Origin of the sequence: Herbaspirillum lusitanum (assembly GCF_046025995.1) — a bacterium.
In the GTDB taxonomy this organism is placed as follows: Bacteria; Pseudomonadota; Gammaproteobacteria; order Burkholderiales; family Burkholderiaceae_D; genus Herbaspirillum; species Herbaspirillum lusitanum_A.
In genome coordinates this window covers 129,876-148,855 of the sequence record NZ_JAQQFM010000006.1, presented here as the reverse complement: position 1 = coordinate 148,855, position 18,980 = coordinate 129,876, and the positions used below count along the sequence as shown (strand labels likewise).

15 protein-coding genes are annotated in these 18,980 nt (G+C 62.3%); 10 read left to right on the top strand and 5 right to left on the bottom strand.

Annotation, left to right across the window (positions count from 1 at the left end):
* Nucleotides 1-86: 86 nt before the first annotated feature.
* Nucleotides 87-2,855: a bifunctional [glutamate--ammonia ligase]-adenylyl-L-tyrosine phosphorylase/[glutamate--ammonia-ligase] adenylyltransferase gene (gene glnE / locus PQR62_RS14505; RefSeq protein ID WP_408158674.1), complete on the top strand. Its 2,769-nt coding sequence runs from the start codon at nt 87-89 to the stop codon at nt 2,853-2,855.
* Between the two features lie 110 nt (nt 2,856-2,965).
* Here glnE and PQR62_RS14500 read toward each other — a convergent pair whose 3' ends face one another.
* The 5 genes from PQR62_RS14500 to tkt form a co-directional block, all read right to left on the bottom strand.
* Nucleotides 2,966-3,703: a class I SAM-dependent methyltransferase gene (locus PQR62_RS14500; RefSeq protein WP_408158673.1), complete on the bottom strand. Its 738-nt coding sequence runs from the start codon at nt 3,701-3,703 to the stop codon at nt 2,966-2,968.
* 434 nt (nt 3,704-4,137) lie between these two features.
* Nucleotides 4,138-4,668 carry a hypothetical protein gene (locus PQR62_RS14495; RefSeq protein WP_408158672.1) on the bottom strand — a complete coding sequence of 177 codons (531 nt, stop codon included), beginning with the start codon at nt 4,666-4,668 and terminating at the stop codon, nt 4,138-4,140.
* Nucleotides 4,669-5,035: 367 nt separating this feature from the next.
* Nucleotides 5,036-6,049 carry a type I glyceraldehyde-3-phosphate dehydrogenase gene (gene gap / locus PQR62_RS14490; RefSeq protein ID WP_408158671.1) on the bottom strand — a complete coding sequence of 338 codons (1,014 nt, stop codon included), beginning with the start codon at nt 6,047-6,049 and terminating at the stop codon, nt 5,036-5,038.
* 102 nt (nt 6,050-6,151) lie between these two features.
* Entirely contained in the window at nt 6,152-6,721 is a 570-nt protein-coding gene (locus PQR62_RS14485; protein WP_408158670.1) for a GNAT family N-acetyltransferase, read from the bottom strand.
* 32 nt (nt 6,722-6,753) lie between these two features.
* Nucleotides 6,754-8,748 (bottom strand): transketolase, encoded by a 1,995-nt coding sequence (gene tkt / locus PQR62_RS14480; protein WP_408158669.1) that lies wholly within the window; start codon nt 8,746-8,748, stop codon nt 6,754-6,756.
* A gap of 323 nt (nt 8,749-9,071) precedes the next feature.
* Between tkt and PQR62_RS14475 the strand changes: the two genes are divergently transcribed.
* The 9 genes from PQR62_RS14475 (at nt 9,072) to biuH (ending at nt 18,978) form a co-directional block, all read left to right on the top strand.
* On the top strand, nt 9,072-9,797 hold the full coding sequence (locus tag PQR62_RS14475) for a 16S rRNA (uracil(1498)-N(3))-methyltransferase (RefSeq protein ID WP_408158668.1): 726 nt from the start codon (nt 9,072-9,074) through the stop codon (nt 9,795-9,797).
* A gap of 417 nt (nt 9,798-10,214) precedes the next feature.
* A complete protein-coding gene (atzF, locus tag PQR62_RS14470) occupies nt 10,215-12,047 on the top strand; it encodes an allophanate hydrolase (protein ID WP_408158667.1) in 1,833 nt (610 codons plus the stop codon).
* A gap of 128 nt (nt 12,048-12,175) precedes the next feature.
* Complete coding sequence (locus PQR62_RS14465) at nt 12,176-13,189, top strand: ABC transporter substrate-binding protein (protein ID WP_408158967.1); 1,014 nt, start codon at nt 12,176-12,178, stop codon at nt 13,187-13,189.
* Between the two features lie 2 nt (nt 13,190-13,191).
* Nucleotides 13,192-14,040, top strand: coding sequence for an ABC transporter permease (locus tag PQR62_RS14460; RefSeq protein WP_408158666.1), 849 nt, complete (start codon nt 13,192-13,194; stop codon nt 14,038-14,040).
* Nucleotides 14,037-14,882, top strand: coding sequence for an ABC transporter ATP-binding protein (locus tag PQR62_RS14455; RefSeq protein WP_408158665.1), 846 nt, complete (start codon nt 14,037-14,039; stop codon nt 14,880-14,882). Before PQR62_RS14460 ends, PQR62_RS14455 begins: the two co-directional genes overlap by 4 nt.
* Nucleotides 14,883-14,960: 78 nt before the next feature.
* Nucleotides 14,961-16,058, top strand: coding sequence for a BMP family ABC transporter substrate-binding protein (locus PQR62_RS14450; RefSeq protein ID WP_408158664.1), 1,098 nt, complete (start codon nt 14,961-14,963; stop codon nt 16,056-16,058).
* A gap of 141 nt (nt 16,059-16,199) precedes the next feature.
* A complete protein-coding gene (locus PQR62_RS14445) occupies nt 16,200-17,327 on the top strand; it encodes an ABC transporter permease (RefSeq protein ID WP_408158966.1) in 1,128 nt (375 codons plus the stop codon).
* A complete protein-coding gene (locus tag PQR62_RS14440; protein WP_408158663.1) occupies nt 17,320-18,240 on the top strand; it encodes an ABC transporter permease in 921 nt (306 codons plus the stop codon). The genes PQR62_RS14445 and PQR62_RS14440 overlap by 8 nt, the downstream gene beginning before the upstream one ends.
* Before the next feature lie 42 nt (nt 18,241-18,282).
* Entirely contained in the window at nt 18,283-18,978 is a 696-nt protein-coding gene (gene biuH / locus PQR62_RS14435; protein WP_408158662.1) for a biuret amidohydrolase, read from the top strand.
* Nucleotides 18,979-18,980: the final 2 nt, after the last annotated feature.

Sequence of the window (18,980 nt, the reverse complement as noted above, 5' to 3'; positions counted from 1 at the left end):
GAATCGCCCCAGAGTTCAGACCGTTGGCGCAAATACAGATCTCCCCGTACACGACAATTCAAGGTTTATCTTCCCGCATGGCAACCATGAGCAACTCTACCGGCACCTCCCTCGTCAGCAGCAGCGCTTCACGATTTTTTACACGTTGGGTGAACGCGGATACCACACGCGCAGCGCTGATCGGGGCTTGCGCCGACGCCGCCATGTCGCGCACCTTCTTTGAAGAGCGCCTGCAACAGAGTCTGGCGGCAGGGCTGACCCTCAATGCCGCCATGCGCCGTCTGCGCAATCTGGCGGTATGCACGCTGATCGAGCGCGATCTGAACGGACGCGCCGATCTGAATGAAGTCGTCAGCACCATGAGCGAGTTCGCCGACTTCGCGGTGCAGACCCATCTGGCTGCTTTGATGCAGGAGATGACGGCCCTGTTCGGCATGCCCATCGGCGAAGAATCCGGCCGCGAACAGCACATGATCGTGCTGGGCATGGGCAAGCTGGGCGGCGGCGAACTGAATGTATCGTCCGACATCGACCTGATCTTCGTCTATCCGGAGGACGGCGATACCCGCGCCGGCGACGGTCAGAAATCGCTGTCCAATCATGAATTCTTCATCCGCCTCGGCAAGAAGCTGATCGCGGCGCTGTCGGAAATCACCGAAGACGGCTTCACCTTCCGCGTCGACATGGCGCTGCGCCCCAACGGCGGCTCCGGCCCGCTGGTGGCCAGCCTCAACATGGTGGAGGAATACCTGATCCGGCAGGGCCGCGAATGGGAGCGCTACGCCTGGACCAAGGCTCGTGCACTGACCGGCGAGGCCCAGGACATCGAAGCGCTGGAAGCCATCAGCCGGCCCTTCATCTATCGCCGCTATCTGGATTTCGGCTCCATCGACGCCCTGCGTTCCATGCACGGCCAGATCCGCGCCGAGGTCAAACGCCAGGAGTCGCTGCACCCCGACCGCAGCAACAACGTCAAGCTGGGACGCGGCGGCATCCGCGAGATCGAATTCACCAGCCAGGTGTTCCAGCTGATCCGCGGCGGCCGCGATCCGGAGTTGCGCGACCGCTCGACGCGCGCCACGCTGCGCACGCTGGCGGAAAAGAATCTGCTGGAGCCTGAAGTGGTGGAGCAATTGCTGGCGGCCTATGTATTCCTGCGCGATCTGGAACACCGTCTGCAATATCTGGAAGACGCGCAAACGCATACCCTGCCGGTCAATCCGTCCGACCAGCTGCTGGTGGCGCAGATGATGGGCTATCCGGACCTGGACGGGCTGCTGCGCGAGCTGGAGCGGCATCGCCGCATCGTGGCCGGACAGTTCGACGCCATCTTCAGCGACAAGCAAAACGGCAATGGAAACGGAAATGGCAGCGGCGACGGCAATGAAGAAAACAGTACCGCCGAATTGCCCGGCCTGAGCGAGGACGACAATCTCGAATCGATCACCGAAACCCTGCAGACGCTGGGCTACGCCGACGACGAGCTGAACGAAGCCGCCAAACGTTTGCAGATGACGCGCCAGTCGCCGCGCCTGCAATCGCTGCCGGAGCAAAGCCGCACGCGGCTGACGGCATTGATCAATGCCGCTCTGCCGCTGATCGCCGCGCAGAAGGAAGACCGTCTCGCGACGCTGGGCCGGCTGCTGGATTTTCTCGAAGCCATCGCCCGCCGCGCCGCCTATCTGGCGCTGCTGACAGAGTTTCCGCAGGCGCTGGCGCGCCTGATCCGCATGATCGCAGCCAGCGACTGGGCCGCCAAATACCTGACCCAGCATCCTATCCTGCTGGACGAATTGCTGGACGACCGTAATCTTAAAGCGGCGCCGGACTGGCAGGCCTTCGTTCAGGATTGCCAGCGCCAGCTCGATACCGTGCCGGGCGATACCGAACGCCAGATGGACATCCTGCGCGAGATGCATCACGCGCAACTGTTCCGCCTGCTGGCGCAGGATCTGGAAGGCGAATTGTCGGTCGAGCGGCTGGCCGATGAGCTGTCGGCGCTGGCCGACATGCTGGTCGACATCACCGTAAAGGCGGTGTGGCAGACCGTGACCAACCGCCATCGCGAAACACCGCTGTTTGCGGTGATCGCCTACGGCAAACTGGGCGGCAAGGAGCTGGGTTACGTGTCGGATCTGGACGTGGTGTTCCTGTACGACGATGAAGATCAGGATGCCCCTCCGCTGTACGCCAAGCTGGCGCAGCGCTTCATCACCTGGATGACCAGCCACACCCCGGCCGGCACGCTGTTCGACATCGACGTCGCGCTGCGCCCGGACGGCGCCAGCGGCTTGCTGGTGTCGCCCTTCAGCACCTTTGAAAAATACCAGCTGAATTCAGCCTGGATGTGGGAGCACCAGGCCCTGACGCGCGCCCGTTTCTGCGCCGGCGATGCCAGCATCGGCCTGCGTTTTGAAGCGCTGCGCGAGCGCGTGCTGACGCAGGAGCGAGATACCGCCAAGCTGCGCGAAGAAGTGCTGAACATGCGCAAGCGCATGCGCGAGGCGCACCCCAGCCGCAGCAGCCTGTTCGACCTCAAGCAGGACGCCGGCGGCATGATCGACATCGAGTTCATGGTGCAATATCTGGTGCTGCGCTACGCGCCGCAATATCCGCAACTGACTGCCGACATCGGCAACATCGCGCTGCTCAAGCTGAGCGGCCAGCTCGGCCTGATCGATTCCATGCTGGCCGCCGAAGTCGCAGACGCCTATCGCCGCTTCCGCAAATTGCAGCACCAGATCCGCCTGCAAGGTTCGGAGCGCGCGCACATCGCCGGCAACCTGGTCGATCTGGAAAAGGCTTGCGTGATCAGATTGTGGAGCCAGATTTTCGGAGCGGACGGAACGGACTAAGCGCACTGAATGCGCATCACTGACGGCAGGAGACCGCCCTCTCATGAAAAAACAGCGCAGACGGAATAATCCGTCTGCGCTGTTTTTTTGGATTCCTTGAGCTTAAGCGCTCAGGCCACCGCTGGCATCGGCTTGACCGCCACCAGATTGATGAGCGTCTCTTCGCGCTCGGCCCTGGGCTTGATCCTGAACACCCGCTCCAGCAGACCGAGGTCTTCGCGGCTCCACCACAGATACGGATAGGAGATCGCCTTGGCGTCGACCTGAAAACCGGCGCTGCGCACCAGCGCCAGGTATTCCTCGGCGGTTTTCTGTACTTCCATGGGGTGACGGAACAGCAGACGGATGATCCACGAATGGATGTAGCGCTTGGTCGATTCCGCAAACAGCAGAATGCCGCCCGGTTTGAGCACGCGGAAAAACTCCTGGATGGCCTGCTCCTGCTCGACCAGATGATGAAAGGTCTGATGGCAGAACAGCAGATCGACGCTGTTGTCTTCCAGCGTCATGCGCGAGCTGGAGCAATGAACCAGCTCGACCTTGAGGCCTTCCAATTCGGCTTCCCTGGCGGTGGCATCCAGCATGGCCTGGTCGATGTCCATGCCGATCAGGCGCTGCGGCGCGAAGCGCTCGTGCAGTTTTTTCATGGAGCGGCCCCAGCCGCAACCGACATCGGCGATCACCGGATAGGACGCCTTGCGATCCGCGATCAGCGGTTCCAGATCCTTGAAGGCGCGCTCCAGCACGTGCAGCGACCAGGTGGGAGTTTGCAGGAACCAGATGCCGAAAGCGGTTTCCGGCACGTGATCGGAAGCCAGTTCCGGCTTCAATGTCAAAGGTTTGTTCATTCTTTTTGCTTAACGGCGCGGCAAGCGCCACGCTCTTTATGATCTGAAATCCGGCGCAGCTGCGCCGGTTGCCTCGTACCCGGCGCCATCCCATGCCCGGATGCACGCCGTGAATTCAGAGGAGTGATCGCTTGAAGAATGGCCGGCCCATTGAATTCAGAGATGTGAATGTGAGCGATGGCCTGATGGCAGTCCGGCGGCCCGCGTATTGCTGGGTCACATGGAATCAGACAAGCAAGATGGCTGGCCTGCATTCAGGCTGGCTGGATATTTCCCCCGAGTCACGAATTCTACTGCATCGAATTGTTTCTGGAAGAAAATTGCAAAGGGAATGTAAATCAAAAGGCCGGCAAACGCCGGCCTTGAATGTTTTCTGCTGAGCGCATCAGCTTGCAGCCGCAGGCCGCAAACCATGCACGCTACGCAAAATCGCCTCAATAATTCTTGGCGGTATCGCGACTGGCGCGACTGCTGCGATCGCTGGAGCTGTCTTTGCTTTCCTTGCTGTCCTTACTATCTTTGCCGTCCTTCGACGCGCTGCTGTCACGGTCGCGGTCACGGCTGCGGCTGCTTTCGCGATCCCGCGAGCGACTGCTCTTTTCATCCTTGGCGCCGTCCTTGGAAGCCTCCTTGGGTGCTTCGGCTTCCTTGACCGGTGGCGGTGGCGGCGTCACGGTCTGAATATTCTTGGCGGCCATGTATTCGTGCATGTCTTTCCAGCCGGCGAAGATGCCTGCCTTCAGTGCATCGGGATTGCGCTGATAGCAGTCTTCCAGCGTCTGCCCGGCCTGACGGCAACCGGCGCCCAGCGCGATGCCTTCGGCGCGCGCTTCTTCCGGGGTCTGCTTGGGCTTGCTGAAACTGCTGATGTAGTCGCAAGCGCTCAGCGACAGGCTGACACCCAGAATCAGAGCCAGCTTACTCAGCGTATTCAGCGTGCGCACTTGGAAAGACGTTGATGACATTGCATCCCTCAATGGTCGATGGCCGGATGGAGCGCGGACCAAGGCGGCGCAAGCCTGCACTGATCGTCTGGCGTCGGCCTGAGGGCGGGATGCACGCTGGATCGTCTGGATCTGGCACATGGCGCTTCGGCTGCCTGCGATCGCGGCCTGCGCGGATCGGTCCGGTGTCCGGAATTGTTATTTAAATTGCATGCGCCGGGAAAGACAAAAGGCCATTGCAAAACCAGGTTTTGCAACAGCCTTTGGTGCTTTTCCGGCTGGTAGCTTATTTTCACCGGCAATACTTGAATGCCATCCGATGAAAAGAAGCCGAATCCGGCCGGAAATCGCAAATGTCGGCAAACATCCGGAGATGTCTGCGTCCGTCTTACTTGGCCGAAACCAGTGCGACGGTGGTGTCCAGCATACGGTTGGAGAAGCCCCACTCGTTGTCGTACCAGGACGAAACCTTGACCAGACGGCCGGAGACCTTGGTCAGTGTCGAGTCGAAGTTGGACGATGCAGGATTGTGGTTGAAGTCGACCGACACCAGCGGCTCGGTGTTGTAGGTCAGGATGCCCTTCAGCGGGCCGGCGTCAGCAGCGGCCTTCATGATGGCGTTGACTTCATCCACCGTGGTGTCGCGTGCGGCGATGAACGACAGATCGACGATCGATACGTTGATGGTCGGCACGCGGATGGCGAAACCGTCCAGCTTGCCGTTCAGTTCCGGCAGCACCAGACCGACAGCGGAAGCAGCGCCGGTCTTGGCCGGAATCATCGACTGGGTTGCCGAACGCGCGCGACGCAGATCTTCGTGATAAACGTCGGTCAGCACCTGATCGTTGGTGTAAGCGTGAACGGTAGTCATCAGGCCGTTGACCAGACCGATCTTTTCGTGCAGCGGCTGAACCAGCGGCGCCAGGCAGTTAGTGGTGCACGATGCATTGGAGATCACGGTGTCAGTTGCCTTCAGCACGCCGTCGTTGACGCCGAACACCACTGTTGCGTCCACATCCTTGCCGCCCGGTGCGGAGATGATGACCTTCTTGGCGCCGCCCTTCAGGTGTGCGCTGGCCTTTTCCTTGGTGGTGAAGAAGCCGGTGCATTCCAGCACGACGTCGACCTTCAGCTCGCCCCACGGCAGTTCTGCCGGATTGCGTTGCGCCAGCACCTTGATGCGGTCGCCGTTGACGACGATGGAGTCGCCATCGACAGTCACGGTGCCAGGAAACTTGCCGTGGGTGGTGTCGTATTGGGTCAGGTGAGCATTGGTCTTGGGATCGCCCAGATCGTTGATGGCGACGATTTCGATATCATGCTTCTTGCCGCCTTCGTAATGGGCACGCAGGATGTTGCGGCCGATGCGGCCATAGCCATTGATTGCTACGCGAATTGTCATGCTCTTCTCCTTAGGGTTAAAACTGAATCTTCAATCTCGTGCTCAAGCTTCTTGCGGCTCGCTTTCCCTCGCTGTCCTCTCAGGCATCCCTCGCCTGCAGCCTTAGCCTTTCAGCTTGCGCCAACCGTATGCGGTTTCAGCCACTTCCGTGTCATCGTCCCACTGGAAGCTTTGTTCGATCAGCTCTTCGGCACCTAAGGCGCCGAAAAAATCCCGTGCGCCCTGATTCTTCGACACCACCCAGGTCAGCAGACCGGTGGCGCCGGCGTTGATGAGCGACGCCGCCACGTGCGCCAGCAGCTTGCGGCCAACGCCGCGCCGCTGGATGTGCGGCAGCAAATACATGCCGGTCAGCTCGGCATCGCAACCGAAACGGCTTTCCGCCAGCGTCATGCCGGAAGCAAAACCAACCACTTCATCCTCGACCACGGCCACGTAAGTGCAGGCCGCATCCGAGGAGGCACCCAGCACGCGTTGCCACAGCTGCACGCTCTGATCGCCCTTCATTCCATCCAGATAAGCATCCGGAAACACGCCGCGATATGTTGCGCGCCAGCTGTCGATGCGCACGCCGGAAATGGCCGGCGCATCCGACACGCGGGCGCGGCGGATGGTGACTTCGCCGACTTGCGCGTCGCCCGGCAACTGCGCTGATACCGATGCTGCGTTCATTGAGGTTCCATTTGCTTCAATCTGCGGCGCGCTCAAGCGAGCAGCAGCTTGGCCTTGGACACCACATTTTCGACGGTGAAGCCGAAATGTTTGAACAGCACGCCGGCCGGAGCCGATTCGCCGAAGGTGTCGATGCCGACCACGTCGCCTTCCAGGCCGACGTACTTGTACCAGAAGGCGCTGACGCCGGCTTCGATCGCGATGCGCGGCACGCCGTGCGGCAGCACGCCGGCCTTGTACGCTGCATCCTGGCGGTCGAACACATCGGTCGACGGCATCGACACCACGCGCACGGCCACGCCTTGCTGCGTCAGTTCGGCGGCCGCCTTGACTGCCAGTTCGATTTCGGAACCGGTCGCCATCAGCACCAGCTTAGGATTCGCCACGTCCTGCAGCACGTAGCCGCCGCGCGCGATGTCCTTGATCTGAGCTTCTGTACGCTCCTGATACGGCAGATTCTGGCGCGAGAAAATCAGCGTGCTCGGACCATCGCTGCGCTTGACCGACTCGGCCCATGCCACCGCGGTTTCGGTGGTGTCGCATGGACGCCAGTTGTCCAGATTCGGAATCAGACGCAGGCTGGAAACGTGTTCCACCGACTGGTGGGTCGGGCCGTCTTCGCCCAGACCGATGGAGTCGTGGGTGAACACGAACAGCGCGCGGATCTTCATCAGCGCCGCCATGCGCAGTGCATTGCGGCTGTAGTCGGAGAAGGTCAGGAAAGTCGCGCCGAACGGAATGTAGCCGCCGTGCAGGGAGATACCGTTCATCATGGCGCTCATGCCGAATTCGCGCACACCGTAATTGATGTGATTGCCGGCCTGGTCGACGCGCACGGCGACCGATTCTTTCCAGTTGGTCAGATTCGAACCGGTCAGATCGGCTGAACCGCCGAGGAATTCAGGCAGCGCTTGCGCGTAGGCCTGAATTGCGTTCTGGCTGGCCTTGCGGGTAGCGATGTTTTCCTTCTTGTCGACGGTGCTGGCGATATAGGCGGCCACGGTCGCGTCGAAGTTGGCCGGCAGTTCGCCCTTCAGGCGGCGGCTCAGTTCTGCCGCTTCGGTCGGATATTTGGCGGCGTAGGCCTGGAACAGCTTGTTCCATTCGCCTTCGACTTGTGCGCCGGCGGTCTTGGCATCCCATGCCTGATACACGTCGGCCGGGACTTCAAACGGCGCCGAGCTCCAGCCCAGGGCTTCGCGCACGGCGGCGATTTCCTTGTCGCCCAGTGCCGCGCCGTGCACCTTGTCGGTACCGGCCAGATTCGGCGACCCCTTGCCGATCACGGTACGGCAGCAGATCAGAGTCGGCTTGTCGGCCAGCTTGGCCTGATGAATCGCAGCGTTGACAGCTTCCACGTTGTGGCCGTCGACAGCCGGGATCACGTTCCAGCCGTAGGCTTCGAAACGCTTAGGGGTGTCGTCCTTGAACCAGCCTTCAACGTGGCCGTCGATGGAGATGCCATTGTCGTCGTACAGCACGATCAGCTTGGACAGGCGCAATGTGCCGGCCAGCGAGCAGGCTTCGTGGGAGATGCCTTCCATCAGGCAGCCGTCGCCGACGAAGGCGTAAGTGTAGTGATCGACCACCGCCAGATCAGGCTTGTTGAATTCGGCCGCCAGCAGCTTTTCAGCCAGCGCCATGCCGACCGCGTTGGTCACGCCCTGGCCCAGCGGACCGGTGGTGGTTTCCACGCCCGGGGTGATGTGCACTTCAGGGTGACCGGCGGTCTTGGAATGCAACTGACGGAAGCCCTTGATGTCTTCCATCGTCAGATCGTAGCCGCTCAGGTGCAGCAGTGCGTATTGCAGCATCGAGCCGTGGCCGTTGGACAGCACGAAGCGGTCGCGGTTGGCCCAGCCCGGATTGGCCGGGTTGTGACGATAATGCTTGGCCCACAAGGCCACCGCGATTTCCGCCATCCCCATCGGCATGCCTGGGTGGCCGGAATTGGCTTTTTGAACAGCGTCCATCGCCAGTGCGCGGATCGCATTGGCCATCTTGTCGGTGGGGAGTGTGGAAATCATGTCAATGTCAGAGAGTGGCGAAGTGGCGCTCCAAATAGGAGCACACGAATCTTGGGTCGAGAAACCGAGTCGGAAAATCTGATCGAAAAACCTGATCAAGGACTCTGAATCCAAAAACAATCGCGCCGACGCAGGGCCGGCGCGGGCGAGTATTTTACCAGAGAGCTACCGGCCAGCGCCGTCAGGCATTAAAATTCCGGGACTACGCACGATACTAGTGCAGGCCACAGGCGGCGCCGCCCAGAGACGCATCGCAGAGTTTCCGTCAGGAAGCATGCGCGCCCACCGCTTTTTCTTGTCCAACACTTCTTCGGAACGCCCGCATGCCACGTTTTTTTTGTCCGCAAGACCTGACCATCGGCATGACGCTGGAGCTGCCCGAGCACATTGCCCACCATATTCAGGTGCTGCGCCTGCAACCGGGCGCCGTGATTACCTTGTTCAACGGCCAGGGCGGTGAATTCATTGCCAGCGTGGTCGCCATCGGCAAGAAAACGGCCCAGGCCGAAATCAAGACCTTTGCGCCGACAGAAGTGGAACTGCCCTACGGCCTGACGTTGGCGCAAGCGCTGCCGGAAGGCTCGAAGATCGACTGGATCATCGAAAAGGCGGTTGAACTGGGCGCCACCGCGATCCAGCCGCTGGCGGCGCAACGCTGCGTGGTGCGCCTCAATCCCGAGCGTGCCGAGAAAAAACAGGCGCACTGGAAAGGCATCATCCAGGCCGCGGCCGAACAAAGCGGCCGCAACCGCCTGACGCATCTGGCGGATCTGATCGACTTCAAACGCTGGATCACGCAAAACGACATGCACAAACGCATTTTGCTGTCACCGCGCGGCGAGCAATCGCTGTCGGACTGGGCGCGCCATCATCCGCCGCAGGCCGTCACACTGCTGGTCGGCCCGGAAGGCGGCTTCAGCAATGAAGAAGAACAACTGGCCTGCGAGCATGGCGCCCTGATGCTGGCCATGGGCCCGCGCGTGCTGCGCACCGAAACTGCCGGCCTCAGCGCGCTGGCGGCGATCAATGCGATCTGGGGCGAAATGTAATTCGCCAGTTGCTCGCCCGGCGGTGCATGCCTCCGGGCTGGATTCTTTTTCCCTGCGCCAACGCGCCTCAGGGGCTCTTAGCGCGCTTCTATAATCGCGCTTCTGTATAAGCCCAGACCCCTCGCCTGAGCTCGCCCCATGAATTGCCTGCATGCGGCCTGACCTCCCCCGCCCGACTCCTGACCTGCGACCGGCACCAAAATTGATCCGGATGCGCCCCGATCTCGCACCACGAACGATATTTGCGCCTCAAATCCGTGCCATCGGACCAGCGCACAGCATCACTAAATTAGTCTTGCCGTAGTAAAACATCCTGATCTGGCCTGGCCTTCAAGCCGATCCAAACTTCTTCGAGAGACCCTGGCACACTCCATGCTTTTATGAATTCCATCTTGTATTCAAGAATGAATATAAATCATGAATTCACTTCAATCAGCTTCCGTCCCGGCTTTGCAGCCGGCCAAAACCATCGCCGACCTGCTGGCCTCGTATCGCAGCGGGCGTCTCTCGGTCAGCAAAATGGTCGCCGAATTGCTGGAACAGATCGAGCAATCCGACCGCAGCGAAGTGTGGATCAGCCGCGTCGCCGCCAAGACCGTGAAACAGCAGGCCGCCGCGCTCGACCTGAATCGCCAGATCAAGGGCGAAAGCGTGTTCGAGACGCTGCCGCTGTTCGGCATCCCCTTCGCGGTCAAGGACAACATCGACGCCGCCGACATGGCAACTACCGCCGCCTGCCCGGAACTGAGCTTCATCCCTGCCGCCAGCGCGACCGTCGTGGCGCGCCTGCAGCAAGCCGGCGCCATCCTGATCGGCAAGACCAATCTGGATCAGTTCGCCACCGGCCTGGTCGGCGTGCGTTCGCCCTACGGCGCGGTGCGCAATGCCTTGCGGCCGGAATATGTGTCCGGCGGCTCCAGCTCAGGCTCGGCGGTGGCGGTGGCGCTCGGCCAGGTGGCGTTTTCGCTGGGCACCGACACCGCCGGCTCCGGCCGCGTGCCGGCCGGCTTCAATCATCTGGTCGGTCTGAAACCGACACGCGGGCTGCTGAGCGGCAAAGGCGTGTTCCCGGCCTGCAAGACGCTGGACTGCATCTCCATCTTCGCGCATGACGTCGCCGATGCCTGGCGCGTGCTGCAAACCGCTGCCGCCTTCGATGCCGACGACGCCTATTCACGCAGCCCCGCCATGCTGGGCGTGAAGCGTCGCGGCTATCGCATCGCCGTGCCGCAGGCGCCGGAATTCTTCGGCGACGAGGCGGCGCGCGAGGCTTACGAAAAAGCGCTGGAAGTCATCGCCGCCCTGCCCGGCGTCACGCTCAGCAAGATTCCCTACCAGCCGTTTGCCGACGCAGCGCAACTGCTTTATCAAGGTCCCTGGGTGGCCGAACGCCGCGCCGCCATGGGCGATTTTTTCGAGACGCATGGCGCCGCCGTGCATCCGGTAGTCATGGAAATCACCGCCCAGGCCGCCAACTACGATGCGGTCGACGCCTTCAACGGCCAGTACCGCATGGCCGAACTGCGACGCGAGGTGGAAACCCTGCTGAGCGGCAGCGACCTGATGCTGGTGCCGACCACGCCCACCATGCCGACCATCGCCGAGGTCGAAGCCGACCCCATCGTGCGCAACTCTCAGCTGGGCTACTACACCAACTTCGTCAATCTGATGGACATGGCGGCACTGGCGATTCCCGCCGTGTGGCGCAAGGACGGCCTGCCGGCCGGACTGACGCTGATCGGCCCGGCCGGTGCCGATCATCTGCTGGCGGAAGCCGGCGCCCGTTTCCAGGAAGCGCTGGGCGGCGCACCGCAGGCCGATTCCATCGCCGCTGCACCGCTGCCGTTCAACGAAGCCACGATCAAGGTGGCGGTGGTCGGTGCCCATCTCAGCGGTCAGCCGCTCAACTGGCAATTGCTCGAAGCCGGCGCCCGCCTGCATGCCCGCACCACCACCAGCAAGGACTATCGCCTGTATGCCCTGGCCAATACCACGCCGCCCAAGCCGGGTCTGGCGCGCGTCGCAGCCAATGGTGAAGGCGCGGCCATCGTGCTCGAAGTCTGGGAAATGCCGCTGCGCAATTTCGGCGGCTTCGTCGCCGGCATTCCGGCGCCGCTCGGCATAGGCACGCTGGAGCTGATCGACGGCAGCAGCGTCAAGGGCTTCATCTGCGAACCGGCGGCACTCGAAACGGCGCGCGACATCACCGGCTACGGCGGCTGGTGCGCCTATCTGGAGACCAAGATTTAGCCTGCCGGATTGCCCGGCAAATATTCAGCACGCGCAACAAGCACTCAACGACGCAACGATTCAATTACCCGCACCTACCTGACGGAGCCAGCATGAAAACTGTACCTGAACAAGCAGCCAGCACTTCCATGGACACCTCCAGCGATAGCTCAGCCAAAGGCGTACAGAGCAAGCGTCGCACGCTGCTCGGCGCCGCCGGTGCGCTGACATTGAGCGCTCTGGCGGCGCCGGCCATCGTGCGCGCCCAGAGCGTACCTATCCGCATCGGCTACTGGCCGGTGGCCGCCGGTCTGCCGTTCTACGCTGCGGTGGAGGCCGGCTATTTCAAGGAAGCCGGGCTCGACGTGCAGCCGATCAAATTCGCCGGCGCCCAGCAGGTGATGGAAGCCATGCTCTCGGGCCGTGCGGATGGTTCGGCCAATGGCACCGGGGCCGGCAATCTGGCGATCGGCGAAATTGCCCAGCCCGGCCTGTTCAAGATTTTCGCGACCAATCCCAGCAACGCGCAATACGTGCTCGACGAGTTCCTGGTGCCCAAGGACAGCACAATCAAGTCGATTGCCGAACTCAAGGGCAAGAAGGTCGCCTCCGGTCCCGGCATTCAGAACGTGACGCTGGCAAAAACGGTGCTGGAACGCGCCGGCGCCACCGGCGCCACGGTCACAGAATTGCCGATCGGCCAGCACGTGGCGGCGCTGGCGGCAGGTCAGGTCGATGCGGTCTACACGCTGGAGCCGACCGGCACCGTCGGCCGCATGAACAACACCACCCGCGTGCTGGAAGCCGGCGTCATCGCCAAGTACATCCTCGGCAATCCGATGGCGCCCTGGCATGGCGGCGCAGCGGCGCTGACCAGCGATTTCATCAACAAGCATCCGGCCGAAGCCAGGAAATACATCGCCGCCTACACGCGCGGCATCGAGCTGATCCGCAAGACGCCGGACAAGGCGCGTCCTTATCTGAAGGGCTATACCGCCATCGAAGGTTCGCTGACCAATGAAGTGCCGCTGGCGTCTTACATGCTTTACAACGAGTTCAAGGCCAGCGATATCGCCTACTTCCAGAAATTCTATGACCTGTTCGTGGACAAAGGCATTTTTGCGTCGCGCGTGGTGGTCGATAACTTGCTCTACAAGGGTTGATCATGTCCGATTCCATCGTGGCCGACGGCACGGCCAAAAAACTGCCGGCAAGCGCCCCTTCCATCAGGCCGGCGGCGCCGCGCAAGCGCCGCCTGTCGCAACTGTTCGGCAAATTTCTGCCGGTGCTCGGCCCGGTGGTGCTGTTCATCATCTGGGATCTGGTGGTGCGCGCCGGCTGGATCAAGGCGATCCTGCTGCCGACACCGACCGCCACGCTGATCACGCTGGTCAATGGCCTGGCCGGCGGCCCGCTGCTCACGGATTTTCTGGTCACCGTGTGGCGCACGCTGGAAGCATTCCTGATCGCCGCCGTGATCGGCGTGCCGCTCGGGGTTCTGCTGGGCAGCAATGAGCGCGCCTATCGCAGCGTCGAGTTCCTGATCGACTTTTTCCGCTCCACGCCGTCGTCCGCGCTGATCCCGCTGTTCCTGCTGATCTTTGGCGTATCGGATATCAACAAGGTCGCGATCGCCGCCTTCGGCGCGCTGCTGATCGTGCTGTTCAACAGCGCCTACGGCGTGCTCAATGCGCGCAAGCAGCGCGTGATGGCGGCCAAGGTGATGGGCGCCTCGCGCTGGCAGATCTTCAAGGATGTGCTGTTGTGGGAAAGCCTGCAGCCGACCTTCGTCGGCCTGCGCAGCGCGGTGTCGATGGCGCTGGTGATCGTGATCGTGGCCGAGATGTTCATCGGTTCCGAAAACGGTCTGGGCCACAAGATCATCGACGCCCAGCAAGTCCTGAACGTACGCGAAATGTATGCCGCGATTCTGGCGGCCGGCGCACTCGGCTATGCGCTGAACGTGGTGTTCATCGTGATTGAAAAACGTATCGTCCACTGGAGCGGAAGATGAGCGTGGTCATTTCCCCGAAACTCAAACATGAAGAGCCGGTCATTCCTTTCGTGCCCGGCCCGCCCGGCACCCACATCACCATTCGCGGCCTGACCAAGTATTTCGCCGGCTGGCCGCTGTATGAGAACTTCGATCTCGACATCCCCAAGGGCAAGATCGTGTCGGTGTTCGGCCCCAACGGTTGCGGCAAGTCGACGCTGATCAACATGATCGCCGGCCTGATTCCGATCGACTCCGGCCAGATCCTGTTCGACGGCAAATCGCTGGCCGATACCAAGATCGGCTACGTGTTCCAGAACTACCGCGAAGCCATGTTTCCGTGGCTGCGCACCATCGACAACATCGCCTACCCGCTCAAGCTGGAAGGCAAATCGAAAGTTGAAATCAAGCGCCGCGTGGAGGAGCTGGTGGCCTCCTTCGACGTCAAGTTCGACCTCAACCGGTATCCCTACGAAATGTCGGGCGGGCAGCAGCAGACCGCCTCCATCATGCGCGCACTGGCGCCGGGGCCGGAGGTGCTGTTTCTCGACGAGCCGTTCTCGGCGCTGGATTTCGAGATGACCCTGTTCATCCGCGAAAAGCTGCAGGAAGTCTTCATGCAGACCGGGACCACCATGGTGCTGGTGTCGCACGATCTGGAAGAAGCGGTCTATCTGGCCGATGAAATCCTGCTGCTGACCAAACGCCCGACCAAGGTGGCCGACATCCTGCGCTACGACGATCCCCGTCCGCGCACAGTGGAAACGCTGTCGCAGCCCAGCTTCATCGCCGCCAAGAAAACCAGCCTGGAGATTTTCCAACGCGAAGTGCGGCGTGAAGCCACTGCCCGGCCGCCCAGGTAATTTTGCAGGGCGGACCTCCGTTCACCTTCAGTTCTTTGCCAACAACACCATTAACGTTTCCCCTTCCAGGAGCCAAAGATGACTCAACGTCGCGACTTTCTCAAACTGACCGGCGCCGCCGCACTCGGCGCTGCCTTCCCGCTTGATCTGCTGGCCGCCGGACCGCTGACGGTGGGCTTCATCTACGTCGGCGCGCGCGATGACTTCGGCTACAACCAGTCGCATGCGCAGGCTGCCGCCATCATCAAGAAGATGCCCGGCATCAAGGTCATTGAAGAAGAGAAAGTGCCGGAAACCGTGGCGGTGCAAAAGACCATGGAAGCCATGATCCAGCAGGACGGTGCATCGCTGATCTTCCCGACCTCGTTCGGCTATTTCGATCCGCATGTGCTGAAAGTCGCGGAGAAATATCCCAAGGTGCGCATCGCCCATTGCGGCGGCCTGTGGACGCAGGGCAAGCATCCGATGAACGTCGGCAGCTTCTTCGGCTACATCGAGGAGTGCGAATATCTGAGCGGCGTGGTGGCCGGCTACATGAGCAAATCCAAGAAGCTGGCCTTCATCGCCGCCAAACCGATTCCACAGGTGCTGCGCAATATCAACGCCTTCACGCTGGGCGCGCAATCGGTCGACCCTGGCATCACCACGCGCGTGATTTTCACCGGCGACTGGTCGCTACCGGTGAAGGAAGCGGAAGCCGCCAACAGCCTGATCGATCAGGGCTGCGATGTGATCACCTGCCACGTCGACGGCCCCAAGGTGATCGTCGAAACCGCCGAGAAGCGCGGCATCATGACCACCGGCTACCACGCCAGCCAGGCTGCGCTGGCGCCCAAGGGCTACCTCACCGGCGCTGAATGGAACTGGGCCACGCCCTACACCGAGATCGTCAAGGCCACACTGGACGGCAAACCGATGATCAATTTCCTGCGCGGCGGCCTGAAAGACAATTTCGTCAAGATGTCGCCTTACGGCGCCGGCGTCAGCGCGGCGGCAAAGAAGAAGGCCGACGACATCAAGGCGCAGATGCTGGCCGGCAGCTTCCAGATCTTCAAGGGCCCGATCAAGGACAACAAGGGCGCGGTCGTGATCCCGGCCGGCACCACGCAGGCGCAGACCGACGTCGCGCTGGAGAAGATGAATTATCTGGTGGCCGGCGTGGTCGGGCAGGTGTGAAGCATGCCTTGAATCTCCTGCCGCCGGCAGTTTCAGGGCGGCGGGATTTTCCAGGCGTCAGGATTTTCAGGTACCAGACTTGCTGATCTCTTCCTCATTTCGGACATTGCCATGACTCCAGTTCACAGCGCGCCCCCGCTCATGCTCAAGGCCAAGGCCAGGCTCGGCATGGCCGCCCTTCCCATGCTGCCGACGCTGTGCGCGCTGGCCGGCACGCTGGCGCTGTTCGTGCTGTTTCTGGCGCTACAGGGCAAGCCCGCCGCCGATGCCTGTCTGCTGATCTATCAGGGTGCATTCGGCTCGATGTTTGCCTGGCAGAACACCTTGCAACGCGCGGCGCCGCTATTGCTGACGGCGCTGTGCGTGGCGCTGCCGGCGCGTGTCGGCCTGATCGTGATCGGCGGCGAAGGTGCGCTGGCCATGGGCGGCCTGTTTGCCGCCGTGCTGCCGGCTTATCTGCCGGTACTTTCGCCATGGCTGATGTTGCCGCTGATGGCCGGCGCCGCCATGCTGGCGGGCGGCTTGTGGATCGCGCTGTGCGGCGCCTTGCGTCAATGGCGCGGCGTCAACGAGACCATCTCCAGCCTGCTGCTGTCGTATCTGGCGGTGGCCTTGTTCAAGCATCTGGTGGAAGGCCCGCTGCGCGATCCGGCCAGCCTCAACAAGCCTTCGACGCCGCCCCTGGCCGAGGCCTATCTGATCAATCCTCTGCCCGGTCTGGATGTGCACTGGGGGCTGGCATGGGGCGTGCTGGCCTGCGTCGCGGCCTGGGTATTCCTGCGTCATAGCGTGTCCGGCTTCGCCATGGCGGTGGCCGGCGGCAATGTGCGCACCGCGCGGCTGGTCGGCCTGCCGGTCAACCGCCTGGTGCTGACCGCCTGCGCTATGGGCGGCGCGGCAGCGGGACTGGCCGGCATGTTCGAAGTCGCCGCCGTGCATGGCAGCGCCAACAGCGCGCTGCTGGCCGGCTACGGCTTCAGCGGCATTCTGGTGGCCTTTGCGGCGCGCCAGAATCCGCTCGCCATCATCGTCTGCGCCATCGTGATCGGCGGCGTCGAAGCCAGCGGCAGTCTGCTGCAACGCCGTCTCGATCTGCCCGACGCCACCACGCTGGTATTGCAGGGTCTGCTGTTCTGCAATCTGCTGGCATGGGAAGCCATCACCGGCCGCCTGGCGGCGCTGAAGACGCGCTGGCAGCAACAGCTGCACACCCGATTTGCGGCACCTGCCGGCACCTCTGCCGCCATCAAGGAGAGCAGCCATGTCTGACATCGATTTCAGCACACTGCTGCTGGCACTGTTCGCCGGCGCCATCCGGGTCGGCACGCCGTTTCTGTTCGTCAGCCTGGGCGAATGTCTGACCGAAAAAGGCGGCCGCGTGAATCTGGGACTGGAAGGCATACTGGTGTGCGGCGCCATGACCGGCTACGCGGTGTCCTTCTTTTCCGGCTCGGCCTGGCTGGGCGTGCTGGCGGCGGGCGGCTCCGGCATGCTGCTGGGCACGCTGCACGGACTGGTGTGCTCGCTGCCGCGCGTCAACGACATCGCCTTCGGCATCGCGCTGATGCTGCTGGGCACCGGCCTCGCCTTCTTCCTCGGCAAGCCCTTCATTCAACCGCAGGCGACTATGTTGCCGGCCATCGATCTGGGCAGCTGGAGCAGCAATCCGCATCTGCATCACGCGCTGGAAATCAATGCCCTGTTCCTGATCGGCGTGGTGCTGGCGGCGCTGCTCCAATGGGGTCTGGCCGGCACCCGCTGGGGGCTGGCGCTGCGGCTGGTCGGCGACCACGCCGAAACCGCTCGTGCGCTGGGCTATCGCATCAACTTCACGCGCATCGTGGCGACCGCCTGCGGCGGTTTTCTGGCGGCGGTCGGCGGTGCCTATCTGTCGCTGTACTACCCCGGCAGCTGGAACGAAGGCTTGTCCAGCGGCCAGGGCCTGATGGCGGTGGCGCTGGTGATCTTTGCCCGCTGGCAGCCGCTGCGCTGTCTGTTTGCGGCCATGCTGTTCGGCGCCGCCGGCGCGCTCGGCCCGGCCTTGCAGGCGGTCGGCATCACCTCCGGCTACTACCTGTTCAACGCCGCGCCGTATGCGCTGACCTTGCTGATCATGGTCATCACCTGCCGCCCCGACCGTAGTCTGTCGAGCGCGCCGGGCGAACTCAGCCTGACCCGATAATCTCGATAAGCTCGATCAACTTTTTTTTAGCGGAGAACCGACATGTCCGAATTGTTCATCCAGGCCGAACCCTATGTGTGGCCGTACGACGGCGCGCTCAAGCCGTCCAACACGGCGTTGATCGTGATCGACATGCAGACCGATTTCTGCGGCATCGGCGGCTACGTCGACAAGATGGGCTACGACCTGTCGCTGACGCGCGCGCCGATCGCGCCGATCAAGAGCGTGCTGAGCGCCATGCGTGCCGGCGGCTACACCATCATCCACACGCGCGAAGGCCATCGCCCCGACCTGTCGGACCTGCCTGCCAACAAGCGCTGGCGCTCACGCCAGATAGGGACCAATGGCGTCGGCATCGGCGACGACGGCCCCTGCGGCAAGATTCTGGTGCGCGGCGAACCGGGCTGGGAAATCATTCCCGAACTGGCGCCGCTGGCCGGCGAAATCATCATCGACAAACCCGGCAAGGGCTCGTTCTGCGCCACCGATCTGGAGCTGGTGCTGCACACGCGCGGCATCCGCAACATCGTCCTGACCGGCATCACCACCGACGTCTGCGTGCACACCACGATGCGCGAGGCCAATGATCGCGGCTTCGAATGCGTGATGCTGAGCGACTGCTGCGGCGCCACCGATCCGGCCAATCATCTGGCGGCGCTATCCATGATCAAGATGCAGGGCGGCGTGTTCGGCGCGGTGTCGGACTCATCATCGCTGCTGCAAGCGATAGGAAAATAATC

Excerpts from the sequence above, each read along its gene's own strand:
- glnE (WP_408158674.1), top strand. The coding sequence starts at position 87 with ATGAGCAACTCTACCGGCACCTCCCTCGTCAGCAGCAGCGCTTCACGA.
- PQR62_RS14500 (WP_408158673.1), bottom strand. The coding sequence starts at position 3,703 with ATGAACAAACCTTTGACATTGAAGCCGGAACTGGCTTCCGATCACGTG.
- PQR62_RS14495 (WP_408158672.1), bottom strand. The coding sequence starts at position 4,668 with ATGTCATCAACGTCTTTCCAAGTGCGCACGCTGAATACGCTGAGTAAG.
- gap (WP_408158671.1), bottom strand. The coding sequence starts at position 6,049 with ATGACAATTCGCGTAGCAATCAATGGCTATGGCCGCATCGGCCGCAAC.
- PQR62_RS14485 (WP_408158670.1), bottom strand. The coding sequence starts at position 6,721 with ATGAACGCAGCATCGGTATCAGCGCAGTTGCCGGGCGACGCGCAAGTC.
- tkt (WP_408158669.1), bottom strand. The coding sequence starts at position 8,748 with ATGATTTCCACACTCCCCACCGACAAGATGGCCAATGCGATCCGCGCA.
- PQR62_RS14475 (WP_408158668.1), top strand. The coding sequence starts at position 9,072 with ATGCCACGTTTTTTTTGTCCGCAAGACCTGACCATCGGCATGACGCTG.
- atzF (WP_408158667.1), top strand. The coding sequence starts at position 10,215 with ATGAATTCACTTCAATCAGCTTCCGTCCCGGCTTTGCAGCCGGCCAAA.
- PQR62_RS14465 (WP_408158967.1), top strand. The coding sequence starts at position 12,176 with ATGGACACCTCCAGCGATAGCTCAGCCAAAGGCGTACAGAGCAAGCGT.
- PQR62_RS14460 (WP_408158666.1), top strand. The coding sequence starts at position 13,192 with ATGTCCGATTCCATCGTGGCCGACGGCACGGCCAAAAAACTGCCGGCA.
- PQR62_RS14455 (WP_408158665.1), top strand. The coding sequence starts at position 14,037 with ATGAGCGTGGTCATTTCCCCGAAACTCAAACATGAAGAGCCGGTCATT.
- PQR62_RS14450 (WP_408158664.1), top strand. The coding sequence starts at position 14,961 with ATGACTCAACGTCGCGACTTTCTCAAACTGACCGGCGCCGCCGCACTC.
- PQR62_RS14445 (WP_408158966.1), top strand. The coding sequence starts at position 16,200 with ATGCTCAAGGCCAAGGCCAGGCTCGGCATGGCCGCCCTTCCCATGCTG.
- PQR62_RS14440 (WP_408158663.1), top strand. The coding sequence starts at position 17,320 with ATGTCTGACATCGATTTCAGCACACTGCTGCTGGCACTGTTCGCCGGC.
- biuH (WP_408158662.1), top strand. The coding sequence starts at position 18,283 with ATGTCCGAATTGTTCATCCAGGCCGAACCCTATGTGTGGCCGTACGAC.